The sequence below is a fragment of the Shimia ponticola genome (assembly GCF_007995215.1).
GTDB classification, from domain to species: domain Bacteria; phylum Pseudomonadota; class Alphaproteobacteria; order Rhodobacterales; family Rhodobacteraceae; genus Shimia_B; species Shimia_B ponticola.
Map to the genome: position 1 here is coordinate 414,355 of NZ_VCDK01000005.1, position 19,193 is coordinate 433,547.

Genomic DNA, 19,193 nt, shown 5'->3' on the forward strand with positions numbered 1-19,193 from the left:
GCGGCAGAGGCAGAACCAAAACGAGTGAGATGATGACAAAGACAACCTTTGGACGCCGTAATTTTCTGGCCGGGTCGTCCGCCCTGCTGGCTGCGCCCGCCATTGCACAAAGCGTTGATGGCACGTCGATTCCCGGTGACACGGTCGAGATCGAAGGTGACCTGAACACGACCACACGGCGCAATGTGTCTGCCTTCCGGACGCTGGATTGGCAGCCCTATTTTGACAACACGCGGGGCGGGGCGATTCTGGTCGATATCGACAGCCGCGCATTGCATTACTGGTCCGAGGATCAGTCGATCTACAAGCTTTATCCAACATCGGTGCCGCTGACCGAAGACCTCACGCGCCGGGGCCGGACCTCTGTTGTTCGCAAGGTCGAAGGACCAAGCTGGCGTCCAACGCCGGCGATGAAGGAACGCAATCCAGAATGGCCGGATTTTGTGGGCCCAGGACCGGATAATCCGTTGGGAACGCACGCTCTTTATCTGAGCTGGACGTATTACCGAATCCACGGCACCCACGATACGCGCAAAATTGGGCGTCGGTCGTCCAACGGGTGCATCGGTTTGTACAACGAACACATCGCCGAGCTTTACGGGATGGTCCAAAACGGCGCTCAAGTGTTGCTAATTTGACGACATTCGGGCGATCGGCTGTATTCGCGCGCGAAGTGGGGTTTGCAATGCGCAACTTTTGCTGCTTTACCCGCATTACGAGGTAAGTCTTGGGTGTGTTCGGTCGCCCTCAACATTTGTGACCGGACGCAATTACTGGAGGAAACTATGAAGAAACTCGTTCTCGCCGCAGCATTCGCAGGCGCAGCATCGTTCGCACACGCCGGTGGTATGGAAGCTCCAATCATCGAGCCAGAAGTTGTGATCGAAACTGTTGAAGAAACTGGCGGCTCGTCGTCGGCAGGCCTGATCGTTCCACTGATCGTTCTGGCACTGGTTGCAGCAGCTGCATCGTAAGCTTTAAGCTTATTTGAAAATTTAAGGGCGGTGCCGATGGCGCCGCCCTTATTCTTTTCTGGGGATTGTTCCGGTGCTGGATTTACACCCAGCCGCCCAGATTTTCGCGAATGACTTGGCTGAGCGCAGCGATATGCGCATCGTCGTCGTTCAAGCACGGGATATAAGTGAATTCCTCACCACCGGCTTCTTCGAAGCTTTCGTGAATCTCTTCGTTGATTTCTTCGAGCGTCTCAATGCAGTCCGCGCTGAAGGCTGGTGCGCAGACGGCGATCTTTTTCTTGCCGGTCTCCGCAAGGCGCGCGACCTCTTCGACGGTGTAAGGCTTTAGCCATTCTTCCGGGCCAAAGCGGCTTTGGAAGGTGGTGATGATTTCGCTGTCATCCCAGCCCAACCGCTCTTTCAAGAGGCGCGTCGTTTTCTGGCACTGGCAGTGATACGGGTCGCCTTCCATCAGGTAGCGTTTCGGGACGCCGTGGTAGGAGCACACCAGCACATCTGGCCGATTCTCGATTTTCTCGTAGGCGCGCTCAATAGATTGGGCCAACGCCTCGATATACATCGGATGCTCAAAATAGGGCTCGACCGTACGCGTTAGCGGTTGCCATTTTTCCTCCATCAAAGCGCGGAAGAACTGATCACAAGCGGTCGCCGATGTCGCGCCGGCGTAGTGCGGATAGAGCGGAAAGAACAAGATCTTGGTGCATCCTGCCTCGACCATCTCGCGGACCTTGGATTTGGTCGACGGATTGCCATAGCGCATACAGAAATCGACCATCACCTGATTGCCGTATTCGGCCTCCATGGTCGCCTTGATCTTGGCGGTCTGGTCTTTGGTGATCGTCATCAGCGGGCTTTCGCCCTGCTCTTCGTTCCAGATCGACTTGTACGCTTCGCCGGATGAAAACGGACGCTTGGTCAGGATGACAAGCTGCAGAAGGGGCTGCCAGATCCACGGGCTGTAGTCGATGACGCGCTTGTCGCTCAGAAACTCGTTCAGATACCGGCGCATGGACCAGTAATCATAGTTGTCGGGCGTCCCGAGGTTGGCCAGCAAGATACCTACCTTGGCAGGCTTCACCTTTGGGTGGTCTGGCGCGGCATGGACCGGGCAGCGCGCTTCATCCATGGAAGGATCGGATTTTGCGTCAAACATCGTGTCTGTTCCGGAAGTCATAAACTCAGGCCTTCACCTATAGGGAACCGGGCAAAGGTCAATCTTTGCGACCATTTGGCCCAGTCAGGGTTGGCGGGTTCGCGTTTGGGTCGAACTCGGCGGTGCCCAGCGCGTCGGCGAGCCGCGCCTTTGCCGATCCGGGGCGCAAAGGTTGTTGCTGCGAAGGATCAGGAGCCCAGCCGGTCAGAAAGACCAGTTCGAAGGTGGCTTTCAAGCGTCCGTCCTCATCCGCGTAGTGTTCTTGATACAAGTCTTCGGCGCGTTTGAATACAGCGCGCCGCGTTGGGTGACGCAGTCGATTGGCCAGCACGTTGGTTTCGCCCATCGCGCGCAGATCGCGGACCAATGCGGCAAGGGATGGATAGGTGACCGGTACGACGGTCGTATCGGCGACAGGCAATGCAAATCCCGCGCGCCCCAACAGTCCACCCAGATCGCGTACATCGCCCATGGGTGTGACGCGCGGGGACAACCCGCCACTGATCTCGCTTTCGGCTGTGGCAAGGACCGTGCGTAATTCATGCAGGGTCTGACCGCCGAAGAGGACGGCCATCAGGAGACCGTCGGCCTGCAAAGCACGTCTGCATTGGATCAGTTGTCCGACCGGATCGTTTTGTGCGTGTAGTGACAGGGCGTGGATGACCAGATCATGCGCGCCTTCGGCCAGTGGCAGGGTCTCTTGGTCGGATGCTATCTCCGCTGCCATGTCCCAGTTTTCGGGAAACCCGGTGACGACGACCGGCTTGGTAAACGTCCTGTTAACCTCTGTTAGTCTTTCCTCGACCTCATCGCGGGCCAAAGCGTGCAGGAAGCGCTCGGTCGCAGGCACGCGTGAAGCGCGGGCGCGGCGCTGGGCAATGGCCTTGCGATCAAAAAGCTTGGGCGGTTGAGACATGGGCAGCGGCCTACGCAGAAGGAGGGTATCATGCAAGGTGCCGTGAGGCTGATTTACCCTGGGCAATGTGTGTCATGTGATGAACGGGTCGAGGGGAGGCATGGCATATGTGGCCCGTGTTGGCGCGATACGCCGTTCATCGAGGGCGCGGTTTGTGGCCAGTGCGGTACACCCTTGATGGGTGGGCGGCCTGACGAGGTCTCGGACTGCGATGATTGCCTGAAAACGCCCCGTCCATGGGACGGCGGGCGCGCGGCGATGCTGTATCGCGGGAACGGGCGCAAGCTGGTCTTGTCGTTCAAACATGGCAATCGAGAGGATATGGCCGAACCCTTGGCTGCATGGATGGTGCAACGGGGGCGCGACATGATCATGGCGGGTGCCATCGTCGTGCCCGTGCCCTTGCATTGGACGCGCCTCGTGCGGCGGCGCTACAATCAGGCGGCGCTGTTGTCGCGTTGCATCGCCAAACAAGCGGGTCTGACCCATGCGCCGGACGCCTTGCGGCGGATCAAGCGAACGGCTTCGCTGGACCGTATGTCCCCAGAGGCGCGCGAGCGCATGCTTGAGAACGCGTTTACGATCCACCCACGTTGGCAGGCCGCCCTGAAGGGCGCTCAGGTGCTCTTGATTGACGATGTCATGACTTCCGGCGCAACGCTGACCGAGGCGACCCAGGTTCTCCGTCGCGGCGGCGTTGCATCGGTTCACATGCTGACACTGGCACGGGCGGCGAAAGACGCCTAGGTAAAGGTCCGAATGCACAACGGACCAAACTTCATGCAACCAGTCGAAATTTACACCACACCGATCTGCGGGTTCTGTCATGCGGCTAAACGCCTGCTGACACAGAAGGGCGTGGGCTTTACCGAGATTGACGTGATGAAAGACCCGTCGAAAAAAGCCGAGATGACCCAGCGCGCCAATGGCGGGCGGACGGTGCCTCAGATTTTTATCGGGTCGACGCATGTTGGCGGCTGCGATGACCTTTATGCTCTGGAGCGCGCTGGCAAGCTTGATCCATTGCTGGCGGCCTGACGGATGCGTGCGGCCCTGCTTCAAACGAACAGTTCGGACGATGTGTCCGAGAACCGACAAGTGCTGGTTCAAGCTGTTGTTGATGCCAAGGCCGCTGGCGCCGATATTCTGCTGACGCCAGAGGTGTCGAATTGTGTCTCGTCCAGCCGGAGCCACCAGCAAGCCGTGCTTGCGCTGGAAGAAGATGACACAACGCTTGCCGCGATTCAGGCGGCGGCGCGCGAACATGGAATCTGGGTGCTCTTGGGGTCGCTTGCCTTGCTGACGGGTGATGCTGATGGGCGGTTTGCCAACCGATCCATCCTGATCGATGACTCCGGATCTGTTCAGGCGCGCTATGACAAGTTGCACATGTTTGATGTGACACTGTCCGATAGCGAAGCTTACCGGGAATCCGAAGGCTACCGCCCCGGCGCAGATGCTGTTGTGGCTCAGACGCCGTTTGCCCGTCTTGGGCTGACGATCTGCTATGACGTGCGTTTTCCATATTTGCACCGGGCGCTGGCACAGGCCGGCGCGCAGGTGATCACCGTCCCGGCAGCGTTTGCTGTGCCCACCGGGCAAGCACACTGGGAAGTGTTGCTGCGCGCGCGGGCTATTGAAACGGGATGTTTCGTCTTGGCCCCGGCCCAAAGCGGGTCACATCGCGTGCGGGCGGGTGCAAGGCGCGACACATACGGTCATTCCCTTGTGGTCGCCCCATGGGGAGACGTGCTTTTGGATGCTGGTGATGTGGTGGGCTTACACGTCATTGATCTTGACCTGTCACAGGTCGATATTGCGCGTCGGCGCGTCCCGTCGCTTCAGCATGACAGGGCTTTCAACGCGCCGAGCTTGGTGGCATCCGACAGTTAAAGCCTATGACAGAATCTCTCGACTCGATTTCAGTTTCCTTGTTTTCGGAAATCCTCAGCATCGATCAGATGGTGCGCAACCGTGTGTCCAAGGTGCTGCCCAAGGGCATGGAGTTGTCTCATTTCACGGTTTTGAACCACCTTGCCCATGTCGGCGGCGAACGGACTCCGGCGCAATTGGCCAAAACGTTTCACCTGACCCGCGGCGCGATGACGAACACATTGGGCAAACTGGAATGGGCTGGTTACATCCATGTCCGTCCTGATTGGGACGACGCGCGGCGCAAGCTTGTCACGATCAGCCCTGCGGGTCGCAATGCCCGCGACGCAGCGATGGCGGCCATTGGTCCGATCATCCGGAATGTCGTCAGCAGCGTGGGTGCCGATCAGGCACGTGCCATGGTCCCGGTTCTGCGTGAGATGCGCGTGTCTTTGGTCGAGCAGGATTAGGCGGATTTGCGCGACGCCGTGACGTAGTTCACGCTCAGGTCGCGGGGGCTCTGGCTCCATTCCCAACGGATTTTGTCAAAGACAAAGCCCATGCGATCAAGCGGGTCGAGCCCGGCATTTCCCAGCAAGTCAAACAGTTCATCCGGCGTGATGAACTTATCCCACTCATGGGTACCCTTCGGCAGCCACCGCATCACGTATTCTGCACCGATGATCGCAAAGAGAAAGCTTTTGGGATTGCGATTGATGGTGGAGCAGATGTGCAGCCCGCCGGGTTTCAACAGTTGCTGGCAGGCGGTGAGATAGGCCAACGGATCGGCGACGTGCTCGACGACTTCCATGTTCAGAACAACATCGAATTGCTCACCCGCGTCGGCCAGTGCTTCGGCGGTGGTATGGCGGTAATCAATGTCCAGACCTGATTGTTCCGCGTGAACGCGAGCCACAGGAATATTGCCGCCAGCGGCATCTGCCCCCACCACAGTCGCGCCCAAACGTGCCATAGGCTCACAAAGCAGCCCGCCACCGCACCCGATGTCGAGCACGCGCAGGCCCGCGAAAGGTTTCGGTTGGCGTGTGTCCCGACCGAATTCCGCAGCGATCTGGGTTGTGATATAATCCAACCGGGTCGGGTTCAGCATGTGCAACGGCTTGAATTTGCCATTCTCGTCCCACCATTCGGCAGCCATCGCTTCGAATTTTGCGATTTCCGATGGATCGACGGTGTTGGCAGTTGCGTGCATGTAAGGCTCCGTTACGGTTGTGACGCAGGTGGTTGCGGCACATAGCACGCTATATAGGGACACTATGGACAGAAACGCAGGTCAAAAGCGCGCGGTGCAATATCTGTATCCGCCGAGCGACCCCTTCGATCAGCGCATGCTGGATGTCGGGGACGGACACCGCGTCTATGTCGAACAATGCGGGCAACCGGACGGTATTCCGGTCGTTGTGGTGCATGGCGGTCCCGGTGGCGGCTGTTCACCTGCCATGCGGCGTTATTTCAACCCGGCGAAATACCGGATCATTCTTTTTGATCAACGCGGCTGCGGACGTTCGCGGCCCCACGCAAGTGTAACGGCCAACACGACATGGCACCTTGTTGCCGACATGGAATTGATCCGCAAAACGCTTGGGATCGATCAGTGGATCGTCTTTGGCGGATCATGGGGCGCGACCCTATCGCTGATTTATGCTGAAGAGCACCCAGATCATGTCGCCGCGCTCGTTTTGCGGGGCGTCTTCCTGATGACCAAGGCCGAGCTTGATTGGTTTTATGCCGGTGGCGCGGGTCAGTTTTGGCCAGATGTCTGGGCCAAATTCGTAGCACCTATCCCCGAAGATGAACGGGATGATTTGATCGGGGCCTATCATCGCCGCTTGTTCAGTGGCGATCTGATGCAGGAAACCCGGTATGCCCGCGCGTGGGCTGCGTGGGAAAACGCGTTGGCGTCCATGGCCAGCAATGGCAGTACAGGGGATAGCCCGGCAGAATATGCGCGCGCATTTTCACGACTAGAGAACCATTACTTCTACCACGCAGGTTTCCTTGAACAGGATGGTCAAATCCTGAAACGGATCGACCGGATCAAGCACATCCCCGGTTTCATCGTTCAGGGTCGCTACGACATGATCTGCCCGCCAAAGGCTGCTTGGTCGCTTTCTCAGGCATGGCCAAAGTCACAAATCGAATTCATCGGCCGCGCGGGTCACGCGCTGAGCGAGCCGGGAATTTCAGCGTCGCTTGTGCAGATTATGGACAGTTTAGCCCCTTAATTCCCGCCAACTGGACCTATGTGCGCCGGACAGGGGCCAAAGTCGCAAATCGGCGCTTTACAGGTCGCATTTGACTAGTACCGTGAGGGGCAAGAAAAGAACACAAGCAGGGACGCGGGGTACCCGAAGCCGTGGGATCCATTGGACGGATTATTTTGCAACGACTCGGATTGGGGTTGTTGACCCTTCTGGTCGTCTCGATCGTCATCTTTGTTGCCGTGAATGCGCTACCGGGCGATTTCGCACAGGCCATTTTGGGACAAGGTGCTACGCCCGAAGCGGTTGCCGCGTTCCGCGAAGACCTTGGTTTGAACCGCCCTTACCTGACGCGGTATTTCGAATGGCTCGCCGGTGCGGTGCGGTTTGATTTCGGCACGGCTTACAGCCAGGCGCAGTTTGCTGAATTTGCAGGCAGCGATGCAGGCAGCGGTCTGGGCTCGGTTGCCGAGATGCTGGGTCCTCGGTTCCGCAATACCATTTTCCTCGCAGGTCTGACGGCGCTGATTGCTGTGCCGTTCTCGATCACCATCGGTGTTCTCGCGGCGCTCTATCGCAATTCGGTGTTCGACCGCGTCGCCAACATCTCGACCCTGACGTCGATCTCGTCGCCAGAGTTTTTTCTGGCTTACATCCTGATTCTCTTCCTCGCCGTCATCAATCCGATCCTGCCTGTTCTGTCGCTGGTAAATGACGAGATGGCATTGACCGAGCGCATTCGCATGACGCTGCTGCCGGCACTGACGCTGACGCTGGTCGTCACCGCGCATATGATGCGGATGACGCGGGCGGCGATCATCAACCTGCTGGCATCGCCCTACATCGAAATGGCGCGGCTCAAGGGGATCAGCCCGATGCGTGTGATCGTGCGCCACGCGTTGCCAAATGCGCTTGCGCCGATCATCAACGTGATCGCGTTGAACCTCGCATACCTGATCACAGGCGTGGTCGTCGTTGAGGTGGTGTTCGTCTATCCGGGCATCGGTCAGCTCTTTGTGGATAGCGTCAAGAACCGCGATATCCCGGTGGTTCAGGCCTGCTGCCTGATCTTCGCAGCGGCGTATATCCTGTTGAACCTGATGGCTGACATTCTCTCGATCCTGTCCAACCCACGTCTGAGGCACCCGAAATGAGCACATGGATGATGATCCTTGCCGTTGTGGTCGCGGCAGCACCGGTTGCCTGGGCCATGCGTGCCGGTTTGCAGTCTGCAACAGGCAACGCGCCAAAGTGGCGGGATATGCCGCTGAGCGTGGCCTACGGCTATGTGATCGGTGCGGTGATCCTAGCTTGGTTGGCTTATACCTATTACCTGTCGGTGACGGCTGAGCGGACACCGGTTGATACCTATTTCTTCTTCCGCACGGCGGTGCATGGCTTTGTGCTCTTTGCTGCCGCGGCTTGGGTGTTCAGGCTGCTGGGGCAGTATGTGGGGACGGCTGGCACGCGCAAACTGTTCCGCAACATGCCGGTGACGGCAGCCTTCGGCATCCTCGTGATCCTGATTTATGCCATCGTGTCGATCTTTGCCGGATTGATCGCTCCCTATGGGCAGGAAGAGGTGCTGGGCAGCGCCAACGTTGTTCCGGGAGGCAACCCGGCGATGGGCGGTAATCCCGAATTCCCGCTGGGCACTGATCAGATCGGCCGCGATATCCTGAGCCGCCTGATCTATGGCGCGCAGAACACCGTGGGCATCGCGTTTGCAACTACCTGTCTGGCATTCTTCATCGGCGGGTCTCTCGGTTTCCTTGCCGCGACACTACAGGGCTGGCTGGATCAGGTAATCTCGCGGACGGTCGATGTTCTGATGGCGATCCCAGCTCTGATCTTTGCGCTGCTCTTGATGACCATCGCCACAGTCTGGGCGAACGAGTTTGGCATCAACCGGACGTATTTCATGGTGGTGATCATTGCTGTGATTGACTCAACTCGCGTGTTCCGTCTGGCACGGGCGGTAGGTCTGAACATCGTAGTGATGGACTACATTGAGGCTGCGAAGTTGCGGGGTGAAGGTCTGGGATACCTGATCTTCAAGGAAATCCTGCCGAACGCGACTGCGCCACTCTTGGCTGAATTTGGTCTGCGCTTCTGCTTTGTGTTCCTCACGATCGCGTCGCTGTCATTCCTAGGTGTGGGTATCCAACCACCGCTGGCTGACTGGGGCACCATGGTGCGTGACCTGTCGCAGTTCATCAACTTTGCTGCCTTTGCGCCGCAGGTTGCCTCGGCCCCGCTGTTGGCTGCTGGTGCCATCGCTCTGCTGACCGTCGCGGTGAACTTTGTGGTCGACTGGATGTTGCACAAATCGTCGGGGTTGAAGGAATGATTTGTTCCGTTTCCAAAGGGACGCGTCCGACCCTGGGTGGGCGCACGCAACGTACTTCTAACGTGCAACCTCAAAGCATGAATGCCGTGCGTTCTGCTGGTGACATCGCCAATGCGCCCTCCCGGGGGGAGGGTCGGGCGCGTCCCGGTGGTGCCCACCGGGACAAAGGATGGCTCAGCTGATGGATAACGACCTCCTCCTTAAAGTTCGGGGCCTCAAGATCGAAGGCCGCGCTGACGAAACCTGGAACCAGATCGTCAACGGCGTCGACCTTGATTTGAAAAAGGGCGAAGTGCTTGGCCTCATCGGGGAATCCGGCGCGGGGAAATCGACTGTTGGTCTGGCGTCCATGGGCTTTACGCGCGATGGCTGCCGCATCAGCGGGGGTAGCGTCGAATTCGACGGTATCGACCTTGTGAACGCGTCCGCCAATGTGAAACGGCAACTTCTGGGCAAACGCATCGCCTATGTGGCGCAGTCTGCCGCTGCCTCGTTCAATCCGGCGCACAAGCTGATCGATCAGCATACCGAAGGCCCGACGCAGCACGGTGTGATGTCCAAGTCCGAGTCGGAAAACGACGGGATCGAGCTTTATCGCAAGCTGCGCCTGCCTGATCCTGACAGCATCGGTTTCCGCTATCCGCATCAGGTGTCAGGGGGTCAGTTGCAACGTGCGATGACGGCCATGGCCATGGCCTGCCGCCCGGACCTGATTATCTTTGATGAACCAACCACCGCGCTTGACGTAACCACGCAGATCGAAGTGCTCGCCTCGATCCGTGAGATCGTGGAAGAGTACAACACAGCCGCGATCTACATCACACATGACCTCGCCGTCGTGGCGCAGATGGCCGACAAGATCAAAGTCCTGCTCAAAGGTGATGAGGTCGAAGAGGCCGACACGCGCACTATGTTGAGCGCGCCGAAAGAGGATTACACCAAATCCCTCTGGGCGGTCCGGTCCTTTGAACGCCCGCAAAAGCCGCCGGTGGCGGTTGATGCCACGCCGGTTGTGCGCGTCCATAACGTGACAGCAGCATACGGGACTGTGCCCGTGTTGCATGATGTCAGCTTTGACATTCACGAAGGTCGCACTGTTGCGGTGGTGGGCGAATCCGGCTCGGGCAAATCGACCACCGCGCGCTGCATCACAGGTCTTTTGCCGCCGAAACAGGGTCATATTGAGTTTGATGGGCAACCTCTGCCGCTGGACTACCGCAAACGGACCAAGGACCAGTTGCGTCAGGCGCAGATGATTTATCAGATGGCTGACACAGCCCTGAATCCCCGCTCCAAGATCGGGGACATTATCGGGCGTCCGGTCGAATTCTATCTGGGCCTGAAAGGTGCCGCGAAACGCAAGCGGGTTGAAGAACTGCTGGATCAGATTGAACTTGAGCCGTCGCAATATATCGACCGACTGCCCTCTGAACTGTCTGGTGGCCAAAAACAGAGGATCGGTATTGCGCGGGCGCTCGCTGCTGAACCCAAGTTCATCATCTGCGATGAAGTCACCTCGGCGCTCGACCAATTGGTCGCCGAAGGGATCCTGCGGCTTCTCGCCAAGCTTCAAGATGACCTGAAACTATCCTATATGTTCATCACGCACGATTTGGCGACGGTGAAAGCCATCGCTGATGAGGTGGTGGTGATGAAAGACGGCAAGGTCGTCGAACAGGGACTCAAGAACGATATGTTCCAGCCGCCCCACCACCCATATACCGACCTGCTTTTGTCGTCGGTGCCGGAAATGGACCCGGATTGGCTGGATAATCTGCTTGCTGAACGCGGAGTTGATAACATCGGCGACGCAGCAGTTGATAAGATGGGATGAGAATCGCTCTGACCTGTTGAGAAGAGAAACAGGTTGGTCCGCATAAGACGGGGCAAAAAGCCCCAAAAACAAATGTTCAACAGGGAGACGAACATGACAAACCTTTCAAGACGCGGATTGCTGAAGGCCGGTGCCGCAGCAGGTGTTTTGACCGCGACAGGCGCAGTGGCTGGTGGCCACGGGCCAAAGCGCGGCGGCACTGCCAAGATCGGGCTGGCTGGCGCGAACACGTCAGACAGCTGGGACGGCCGGACGCATTCGGACAGCTACATGATTGTCACGGCGCATGGCTGTGTCTTTGACTGCCTGACCGAAGTTGCCGCAGACGGTACGCTGGTTGGCGAACTTGCCGAAAGCTGGGAAGCCTCGGCTGACGCCAAGACCTGGACGTTCAAGCTGCGTCAGGGCGTGACCTTCCACAATGGCAAGCCATTCAGCGCGGACGACGTGATTGAATCGCTGAACCTGCACACCGCAGAAGGTGCGAAATCCGCCGCGAAACCTATCGTTTCGGCCATCACCGAGATGAAGAAGATGGATGATCACACCATCGAATTCACTCTGGCAGCCGGCAACGCAGACTTCCCGTTCCTGCTCTCGGATTATCACATCCTGATGTACCCAGCGGGTCAGATCGAAGAAGCCATCGCCAACGGCATTGGCACCGGCCTCTACAAGGTCGAGACCTTCGAGCCCGGCGTGCGCACCATCGTGAGCCGTGTCGACAGCCACTACAAAGACGGCTCGGCTGGCTGGTTCGACTCGATCGAATTCACCGCGATCAACGACTCGACTGCGCGTATGAACGCCCTGATGACCGGTCAGATCGACGCTGCAAACCGCGTTGACTTCAAGACCGAGCCATTGATGCGCGCGAACCCGAACATCACCATCTTCGAGGTGACGGGTAACCAGCACTACACCTTCCCAATGCTGACAAACGTGTCGCCGTTCGACGACATGGCTGTGCGCAAGGCGCTGAAGCACGCGATCAACCGTCAGGAAATGGTCGACAAGATCCTGCTGGGTCACGGTGCTGTTGGTAACGACCACCCGATTGGTCCTGCGAACCAGTACTTTGCTTCTGACATCGCACAGAACTCTTACGACCCTGATATGGCCAAGAAAATTCTTGCCGACGCGGGTCTGTCGGATGTGTCGGTGCAACTGTCGGCGTCGGATGCGGCCTTCACGGGTGCGGTTGACGCGGCGCAGCTTTACCAAGCATCGGCCAAAGAGGCCGGCATCAACATCGAAGTCGTTCAAGAGCCTGCGGATGGTTACTGGTCGAACGTCTGGCTGAAGAAGCCATGGTGTGCATGCTACTGGTCGGGTCGTGCGACCGAGGACTGGATGTTCTCGACCGCGTACGAAACCGGTGTTCCATGGAACGACACCCAGTGGGAAAACGCGCGTTTCCAAGAGCTTCTGTTGCAAGGTCGCGCCGAACTGGACACGACAAAGCGTTCGGAAATCTACACCGAAATGCAGATGATCATGTCCGAAGAGGGCGGCACCGTGGTTCCGATGTATGCGAACTACGTGGACGCGCACAGCAACAAGCTGGCGAACTCGGGAACCATCGGCAACCTGTGGCAGATGGACTCGAGCCGGATCGCAGAACGCTGGTGGATGGCGTAAGCCAACCCCTCAATTACCTAACGAAGCGCCCCGCAGATGTGTGGGGCGCTTTTGTGTTGGGCGGTGAGTAACGACTTGGACGGTGGGTCGATCCGGGGCGAGACACACGCCATGCCCGTTCCATGGCTATGCACATGGGGATGGATGTTTGATCTTATCCGTTAGCTTCCAGAGCCGCTGTCGTCGTGATCATCCGTCGTTGCGCTGCTCGACCCGCGTGGTGTTGGCTGCCCTGTTCCACGGGCTTGCGGCGGCTCTTCGCCCGGGATCGGCCATCGCCCTTCGCGCGACCGGTAAAAGATCATCTCCATGATCGGTTTGATTTGCCATACGGTCGCGCAGGCTAACGCGATCAGTAGCCAGCCAACGACGCTTAGGGACGACAGAAATTCCAGCATCCACGAACGCTAGATGAATTCCCCAGCGCAGGAAAGGGCGGCATATGTGCCGCCGTTCCTGGCATCGTCAGGCGCGTAGCGTTGGACGTCGGCCAATCTCCAGCATAGGCACGCCGAAGTTCCAGTTTGCCGGGGCGACCATTTCGCCATGGCGCGTCAAAGCGAGTGCCGAGGTCATGCGCACTAGTTCTTCTGACGAAAATCCAACTTGCCGTGGAAGCTGGGTCTTTGCCGCCAAGCGCTGTGTGGTGTCGAATATGAAATGCCCCCTGGGTCCAGGACGCCCATCGAACGGACGACTGGTTTCAAAGAAGGCCGACGCAAAATGGCTCTCTGGGTCCGCGATACATGTGTGATCCACGGTCACGCCAGTTTTGGTCTTAATGTCAGCAATCCAGTCCGAGAGCGTTTCAACGCTCTCAGGAATGACGCTGTAGACACACAGCTCTTTGAGTTGCTTCTTTGCCAGACGTGACAAAGCAACAATCTCTGATGCGCAAACCGGCGCGAACGCCTGTGCATGAAACATCACAACTGACCAACGGGCCCCAATGTCGTGGGGGAAGACAATGGGGCCGTTGGTAGATGTGGCTTTGAGTTTTGGAAAGTAACTGCCAAGCCGCATTTTTAACTCCTCAGGTTCGAGGCCGTTATAGGAGCTGCAAGTTGGCCTGCGGTGTGCGCATTCGGCGGAAATCACTATCTAGAAGTATAGCGACCTCATCCTGACGCATGTGTGGGACACAACCGTCGGTCGCAAAAAAGCGGTCTGTGCCGAGAATCTTCCGCCTTAGCGTCTGGGAAAATTAGGTTTTACTGAAAGAAGCCGAATTTCGTCGTTCTATGATTTCGCTGTCTGCCTTGCGACCTGCGGTGTCATTCCGGTCCATCCGTGAAAGGCCCGATAGAAGCTGTTGGGGTCGCGGAACGCGAGGAGGTGGCTGATCTCTTCGATTCTCAGACCGTGTTGCGACAGATAGTGAAGCGCAAGTTTGTGGCGTGTCTCTGTGAGGACCGCATTGAATGATGTGCCTTCGGTTTTCAGATGTCGTTGAAGGCTGCGCTTTGAGGTTTGAAGGCGCTCGCAGGCGGCCTCAATCGTGGCAAGCCCGCCCGGCAAAAGCTCTAGCAGCACACCTTGCACCCGAGCCGCGTGGGTCAATTGATCAAGGACGGCGTCCAGTTGCAGCCGCAGGCCCGGCTCGAAGTAGCGCCACTGGTCGGCATTCTCGCTCATCAACCGCCGCGACGCGTCTTGATGGCTGAGTGCGATTTCAAGGATCGGCCCGAGACGAATGTCGCATCCCGCATAGTAAGTCGCGTCTTCGAACGAATGGCTGTCGGGGTGCATGGTGATCCACAGCGGGCGGATGGCAGATCCCGAACAGGTACGGATCATTTCAAGAAGAAAGCCGATTTCAGTCGGTTGCATGCTGGACGGCAGAGGGGCGTCGATATCGGGGCTGCGCACAGACAGGATCACGGCATCCGGCGTCCGGCGAAGGTCAAGCCGATAGGGGCCGACGATCGGCTTGAAGATCGCCAGGCGCTCGAGGCCCGTTGTCACATCTGGGCTGCAAGCGAAGGCAAAGATTTGCGGTGTGAAAGGCCCATTCGTCATGCGCCGACCCAATTCGATCGACATCTTTGCGGGACCAACCAGATCAAAGGCGGCGTTCCAGGCGGCAAAGGTTTGTTGTGCCGAGAAACCACGCCCTTCATCCGTCAGGTACGCTTGGGGCAGGCGAGCATGACGCAAGAGCGTTTCCACCTCGACACCAATCATCGCACAGAGCGCGCGCAATTGGCCCATGCCTTTGTAGCGGATTGCTTTGTCCATCCCGACCTCCTGCGTGATCACTTCAGCATCTCTGCGCGGGTCACGCCAGATGGGTGGCGCGGATTGTTAGACGCTTGGCGCGATTTGCATGTTTCCCTCTCTAACTTTCAGACCTAGCTTGAGAAAGAGCCAGCAACGACAGGAGCCCGCCATGAAACTGACGATCAACGGCACCGAACGCGAGGTCGACGTCGACCCCGAAATGCCTCTGCTGTGGGTCCTCAGGGATGAACTTGGCATGACGGGCACAAAATACGGCTGCGGCATCGCGCAATGCGGGGCCTGCACGGTGCATCTTGACGGGCTTGCTGTCCGGTCATGTCAGGTGCCGGTTGCCGAGGCCGCGGCCAGCAACATCACAACCATCGAAGGGCTGGGTACACCAGACGCGATGCATGCGGTGCAGGCTGCATGGGTCGAACATCAGGTGGCACAATGTGGCTACTGCCAATCCGGACAGATCATGCAGGCGGCATCGTTGCTGGAGGTGAACCCCGACCCAACAGACGAGGACATCGACAACGCGATGTCCGGAAACCTGTGTCGGTGCGGAACCTACGTGCGCATCCGAGCGGCTGTGAAGACCGCCGCCAAAACCCTTCAGGAGGCGTAAGAATGGGACGTTTGAAAACCCTCACCCGTCGCGCGTTCCTGATTGGGTCTGTGGCAGTGACCGGCGGCGTTGCCTTTGGCGCGTATATCGTCGGGCGCGATCCTGAAAACCCGCTGCTCGCTGGGCTTGGGGACGGCGAAGCTGCGATCACGCCATTCGTGAAGATTACGTCTGAGGGCGTCACCCTGATCACGCCTCATGCGGATGTGGGACAGGGTGTCTATCATGCGCAGGCGTTGTTGATAGCCGAGGAGATGGACCTTGACCTCGGGCAGTTCGAGGTTTCCCCCGGCGAACCATCAGCGGCCTATTGGAACACCGCGATGGCCGAAGAGGCGGTCCCGTTTAAGTCGACAGATGAAAGCTTTGCCGCCGAGACCATGCGCAGTGTCATGGGCGGCGTGTTCAAGGTGTTCGGCGTCCAAGGGACCGGCGGGTCCAGCTCGATGCCGGACAGCTTTGTCAAACTCCGCGAGGCCGGTGCGGTCGCGCGTGAGACGTTGAAAGCGGCGGCGGCGGCGCGGACGGGTGTGCCTGTGGGCGACCTGACGACAGCGTCGGGTGAAGTGCGGCTGCCGGACGCAAGCACGATTGCCTACACAGATCTGGCGACAGACGCGGCAGGGATCGAACCTGTTCGGTCTGTCACTCTGCGCGACCCTTCTGAATGGCGGCTGGTCGGCAAACCGACACAAAGGTTGGATATTGTCGGCAAATCCACAGGGACGACGCCTTATGGGATCGACCTTCAGATTCCCGGGATGGTGCATGCAACGGTCAAGATGAACCCGCGTCGCGGCCCAATGAATGGCTATGACGCAAGCGCGGCAGAGGGCATGCGCGGCGTTGAAAAGATCATCCCAGTGCGCAACGGCGTTGCGGTTGTAGCCAGCAACACATGGTATGCCATTCAGGCTGCCAACGCGATCGAGTTCGATTGGGGGGCGTCACCTTATCCACCCGAGCAGGATCAGCATTGGGCCGAGGTAGACGCGTCCTTTACCGAAGAGCGCCTGAACATGGAGTGGCGACATGACGGAGACGTCGACGCCGCGCTGAATGGCGCCGAGGTCATCAGTGCCGAATATCGCGCGCCCTATGTTGCGCACCAACCGCTGGAACCGCTGAACGCCATTGTGCGCGTCGATGAAAACGGGGCCGAAGTCTGGGCGAACCATCAGTTGCCCGGTTTCCTGAAAATGCAGGTCGCCGGTGTCGCCGGGATCGAGGCGGATCAGGTCACATTCCACAACCAGTATGGCGGCGGGTCATTTGGGCATCGGCTGGAGTTCGAGAATATCACTCTGGCGACCGAGATCGCGATGCAGATGCCGGGTGTTCCGGTCAAGCTGACCTTCAGCCGGGAAGAGGATTTCTGTCAGGACTTTGGCCGTCAGATCGGTGCCGCGCGTGCGAAGGGCGTTGTAAAGGACGGAAAGGTTGAGGCGTTTGATCTGCAGATTGCCACAACCTCGGCGGTGGCGTCGCAGGGCGGGCGGATGGGTCTTCCTGTGGGTGGTCCGGATACGCAGATCAGTGCTGGCGCGTGGAACAACCCCTATGACATCCCGAACCAGCGCCACCGCGCCTATCTGGTGCCGGAATTGGCACCGGTCAGTTCGTGGCGTTCGGTTGGGGCCTCAGGCGCGGGGTTCTTCAACGAAGGGCCGCTGGACGAGATGATCCTTGCCGCCGGTGGCGACCCGCTGGAGGAACGCATCCGCATGTGTACCCACGATGACGCGCGCAAAGTGCTCGAGGCCGTGCGCGAGATGTCTGGCTGGGGGTCGGACCTAGGCCCGAACCGCGGGCGCGGTGTTGCCTTCGTGAACAGCTTCGGTGTGCCGACGGCAGAGGTGATCGAAGTCACGATGACCGACTGGGGCATCAAGATCGACAAGGTTTTTGTCGCGCTGGATGTGGGCACGATCATCGACCCGGATAACTTTGAAAACCACGTTCAGGGTGGCGTCGTCTTTGGGTTAGGTCATGCGATCAACTCGGAACTGACCTATTCGGACGGTATTGCCGAGCAGACGAACTATCACGCGGCAGAGGGCATGCGGCTGTATCAGACGCCGGAGATCCATGTGCGCGGGTTGGAGAATGCCGAAAAGATCAGGGGTGTGGGCGAGCCGCCTATCCCGCCCGCTGCGCCTGCACTGGCTAACGCGATCTTTGCGGCCACCGGTCAGCGACTTCGCGAGATGCCGTTCAACAAGTTCATTGATTTCGTGTGAGTTGGAGCAATGAAGAAACTGATTTTCGCTCTGATCCTGACCCCTTTGGCGGCCTTTGCAGAAGGTGAAACCGTCGCGATCAACCCGCCTGTGTCGGCGACGACCGAGGAAGGTCTGGCGGCGTGGGGACGGATTTATGAGGTGGCCAGCCACCCGCGCTGTTCCAACTGCCATGTCGGTGCGGATGGGTATCCGATGTGGTCAGGGCCAAGCTATGGCAAGACGCGCCGCCATGGGATGAACATCAATGCGGGTGAAAGCCGGGTCGGCGCGGAGACCGTGCCTTGTGCAACCTGTCACTACGCCCGGTTCGAGGGCGCGAATGACGCGCCGCACATGGCCCCGCAAGTTGCGATGGACTGGATGCTACCACCTGCCGAGGCGGAGTGGTTCGGGAAATCCTCGGTCGAGATTTGCAATCAGCTACGTGATCCGGAGCGGAATGGCGGGCGCGATTTCCGCGCGCTGGCATCGCATCTGGATCACGACCTGATCCTGCATTGGGCTTGGACGCCGGGCGGCGGGAGAGAGCCTGCACCATATTCGTTGCAAGAGCATGTGAACGATGTGCTGGTCTGGGGCGTTTCCGGGTATCCATGTGAAGGAGATACGCAATGACATCCTCGCGCGCAGCACGTCTGGCCATCTTTGGTCTGGGCCTATCGGTCTTGTTTCACCTCGTTGCAGCGGTGATGGTCGGGTTTTCCCAGACACTGATCCCGATGTTTTTGGCTGTCGTGATCTACCCCGCTCTGATGATTGGTCTGGCTGATGACCGTCGCTGGGTGGCGTGGATTGGGTTTATCCTGCTTCCCATCGGTATGATCGGCGCGATCTGGACGGCGAGCGGGCTGGTCGGTGCTGTTGCCACGATGTTCTGGCTGATTGCGGCGGCGGATGCTGTGGCGATTGTCGGATTGTTTGGGGTGTTGTGGAATGGTGCCAAGGGAAAATCCATAGCATGATTGGCGCCGGCTTCGCGCCACCCTACGAACCGGCTTGGAACCAGCATCATTTCATTCCGCGTCTGAATCACTTGCGTTCTGCCGACTTTCCCCCTATCTGACGCTCAACAGCGGCGCGCTGGGGTCCAAACCCAGTGCCCACCGGATCGACGAACGGGCCCGCTGGCCCGTT

At 58.7% G+C, this 19,193-nt stretch carries 21 protein-coding genes; 15 read left to right on the plus strand and 6 right to left on the minus strand.

Translation table 11 applies throughout. The features are described from left to right. The first annotated feature begins 29 nt into the window (after positions 1 to 29). Positions 30 to 638 (plus strand): L,D-transpeptidase, encoded by a 609-nt coding sequence (locus FE702_RS12195; protein WP_430303223.1) that lies wholly within the window; start codon positions 30 to 32, stop codon positions 636 to 638. A 147-nt stretch (positions 639 to 785) separates the two neighbouring features. After that, complete coding sequence (locus FE702_RS12200) at positions 786 to 974, plus strand: hypothetical protein (protein WP_147126581.1); 189 nt, start codon at positions 786 to 788, stop codon at positions 972 to 974. An 82-nt stretch (positions 975 to 1,056) separates the two neighbouring features. Here FE702_RS12200 and hemH read toward each other — a convergent pair whose 3' ends face one another. Together hemH and FE702_RS12210 are read right to left on the minus strand one after the other, a co-directional pair. Beyond that, a complete protein-coding gene (hemH, locus tag FE702_RS12205; protein ID WP_186827089.1) occupies positions 1,057 to 2,130 on the minus strand; it encodes a ferrochelatase in 1,074 nt (357 codons plus the stop codon). A 58-nt stretch (positions 2,131 to 2,188) separates the two neighbouring features. After that, on the minus strand, positions 2,189 to 3,046 hold the full coding sequence (locus FE702_RS12210) for a class I SAM-dependent methyltransferase (protein WP_147126583.1): 858 nt from the start codon (positions 3,044 to 3,046) through the stop codon (positions 2,189 to 2,191). A 30-nt stretch (positions 3,047 to 3,076) separates the two neighbouring features. Between FE702_RS12210 and FE702_RS12215 the strand changes: the two genes are divergently transcribed. From FE702_RS12215 to FE702_RS12230, 4 genes are read left to right on the plus strand one after another with little or no spacing between them, the layout of a single operon-like run. Further along, complete coding sequence (locus FE702_RS12215) at positions 3,077 to 3,793, plus strand: ComF family protein (RefSeq protein ID WP_147126584.1); 717 nt, start codon at positions 3,077 to 3,079, stop codon at positions 3,791 to 3,793. A gap of 33 nt (positions 3,794 to 3,826) precedes the next feature. Beyond that, on the plus strand, positions 3,827 to 4,084 hold the full coding sequence (gene grxC, locus FE702_RS12220) for a glutaredoxin 3 (RefSeq protein ID WP_147126585.1): 258 nt from the start codon (positions 3,827 to 3,829) through the stop codon (positions 4,082 to 4,084). A gap of 3 nt (positions 4,085 to 4,087) precedes the next feature. After that, positions 4,088 to 4,939, plus strand: coding sequence for a carbon-nitrogen hydrolase family protein (locus FE702_RS12225; protein WP_147126586.1), 852 nt, complete (start codon positions 4,088 to 4,090; stop codon positions 4,937 to 4,939). A 5-nt stretch (positions 4,940 to 4,944) separates the two neighbouring features. Continuing rightward, positions 4,945 to 5,388 carry a MarR family winged helix-turn-helix transcriptional regulator gene (locus tag FE702_RS12230; RefSeq protein WP_147126587.1) on the plus strand — a complete coding sequence of 148 codons (444 nt, stop codon included), beginning with the start codon at positions 4,945 to 4,947 and terminating at the stop codon, positions 5,386 to 5,388. On the opposite strand, the gene ubiG is transcribed toward FE702_RS12230, so the two are convergent. Further along, positions 5,385 to 6,131, minus strand: a complete 747-nt coding sequence (ubiG, locus tag FE702_RS12235; RefSeq protein ID WP_147126588.1) for a bifunctional 2-polyprenyl-6-hydroxyphenol methylase/3-demethylubiquinol 3-O-methyltransferase UbiG — start codon at positions 6,129 to 6,131, stop codon at positions 5,385 to 5,387. The two genes, FE702_RS12230 and ubiG, sit on opposite strands and share 4 nt — an antisense overlap. Positions 6,132 to 6,195: 64 nt before the next feature. On the opposite strand from ubiG, the gene pip reads away from it, so the two are divergent. The 5 genes from pip (at position 6,196) to FE702_RS12260 (ending at position 12,965) form a co-directional block, all read left to right on the plus strand. Beyond that, complete coding sequence (gene pip / locus FE702_RS12240; protein ID WP_147126589.1) at positions 6,196 to 7,164, plus strand: prolyl aminopeptidase; 969 nt, start codon at positions 6,196 to 6,198, stop codon at positions 7,162 to 7,164. Positions 7,165 to 7,295: 131 nt separating this feature from the next. Continuing rightward, entirely contained in the window at positions 7,296 to 8,294 is a 999-nt protein-coding gene (locus FE702_RS12245; RefSeq protein WP_147126590.1) for an ABC transporter permease, read from the plus strand. After that, entirely contained in the window at positions 8,291 to 9,490 is a 1,200-nt protein-coding gene (locus tag FE702_RS12250; RefSeq protein ID WP_147126591.1) for an ABC transporter permease, read from the plus strand. Before FE702_RS12245 ends, FE702_RS12250 begins: the two co-directional genes overlap by 4 nt. 181 nt (positions 9,491 to 9,671) lie before the next feature. Beyond that, positions 9,672 to 11,324 (plus strand): ABC transporter ATP-binding protein, encoded by a 1,653-nt coding sequence (locus FE702_RS12255; protein ID WP_147126592.1) that lies wholly within the window; start codon positions 9,672 to 9,674, stop codon positions 11,322 to 11,324. A gap of 93 nt (positions 11,325 to 11,417) precedes the next feature. Continuing rightward, positions 11,418 to 12,965: an ABC transporter substrate-binding protein gene (locus tag FE702_RS12260; protein ID WP_147126593.1), complete on the plus strand. Its 1,548-nt coding sequence runs from the start codon at positions 11,418 to 11,420 to the stop codon at positions 12,963 to 12,965. Positions 12,966 to 13,126: 161 nt separating this feature from the next. Here the strand turns inward: FE702_RS12260 and FE702_RS12265 are convergent, their stop codons facing one another. From FE702_RS12265 to FE702_RS12275, 3 genes are all read right to left on the minus strand, one after another. After that, positions 13,127 to 13,363 carry a hypothetical protein gene (locus FE702_RS12265; RefSeq protein WP_147126594.1) on the minus strand — a complete coding sequence of 79 codons (237 nt, stop codon included), beginning with the start codon at positions 13,361 to 13,363 and terminating at the stop codon, positions 13,127 to 13,129. Positions 13,364 to 13,430: 67 nt separating this feature from the next. Next, the gene (locus tag FE702_RS12270) at positions 13,431 to 13,988 is read right to left on the minus strand and encodes a redoxin domain-containing protein (RefSeq protein ID WP_147126595.1); all 558 of its coding nucleotides are present in this window, start codon (positions 13,986 to 13,988) and stop codon (positions 13,431 to 13,433) included. A gap of 216 nt (positions 13,989 to 14,204) precedes the next feature. Continuing rightward, a complete protein-coding gene (locus tag FE702_RS12275; RefSeq protein ID WP_147126596.1) occupies positions 14,205 to 15,203 on the minus strand; it encodes a helix-turn-helix domain-containing protein in 999 nt (332 codons plus the stop codon). 151 nt (positions 15,204 to 15,354) lie between these two features. On the opposite strand from FE702_RS12275, the gene FE702_RS12280 reads away from it, so the two are divergent. The 4 genes from FE702_RS12280 to FE702_RS12295 are packed head-to-tail and all read left to right on the plus strand — an operon-like array spanning position 15,355 to position 19,021. Continuing rightward, positions 15,355 to 15,816, plus strand: coding sequence for a (2Fe-2S)-binding protein (locus FE702_RS12280; RefSeq protein WP_147126597.1), 462 nt, complete (start codon positions 15,355 to 15,357; stop codon positions 15,814 to 15,816). A gap of 2 nt (positions 15,817 to 15,818) precedes the next feature. Continuing rightward, positions 15,819 to 18,056 (plus strand): xanthine dehydrogenase family protein molybdopterin-binding subunit, encoded by a 2,238-nt coding sequence (locus FE702_RS12285; RefSeq protein WP_147126598.1) that lies wholly within the window; start codon positions 15,819 to 15,821, stop codon positions 18,054 to 18,056. 9 nt (positions 18,057 to 18,065) lie between these two features. Further along, positions 18,066 to 18,674, plus strand: coding sequence for a hypothetical protein (locus tag FE702_RS12290; RefSeq protein WP_147126599.1), 609 nt, complete (start codon positions 18,066 to 18,068; stop codon positions 18,672 to 18,674). After that, positions 18,671 to 19,021, plus strand: a complete 351-nt coding sequence (locus FE702_RS12295) for a hypothetical protein (protein ID WP_147126600.1) — start codon at positions 18,671 to 18,673, stop codon at positions 19,019 to 19,021. Before FE702_RS12290 ends, FE702_RS12295 begins: the two co-directional genes overlap by 4 nt. Positions 19,022 to 19,193: the final 172 nt, after the last annotated feature.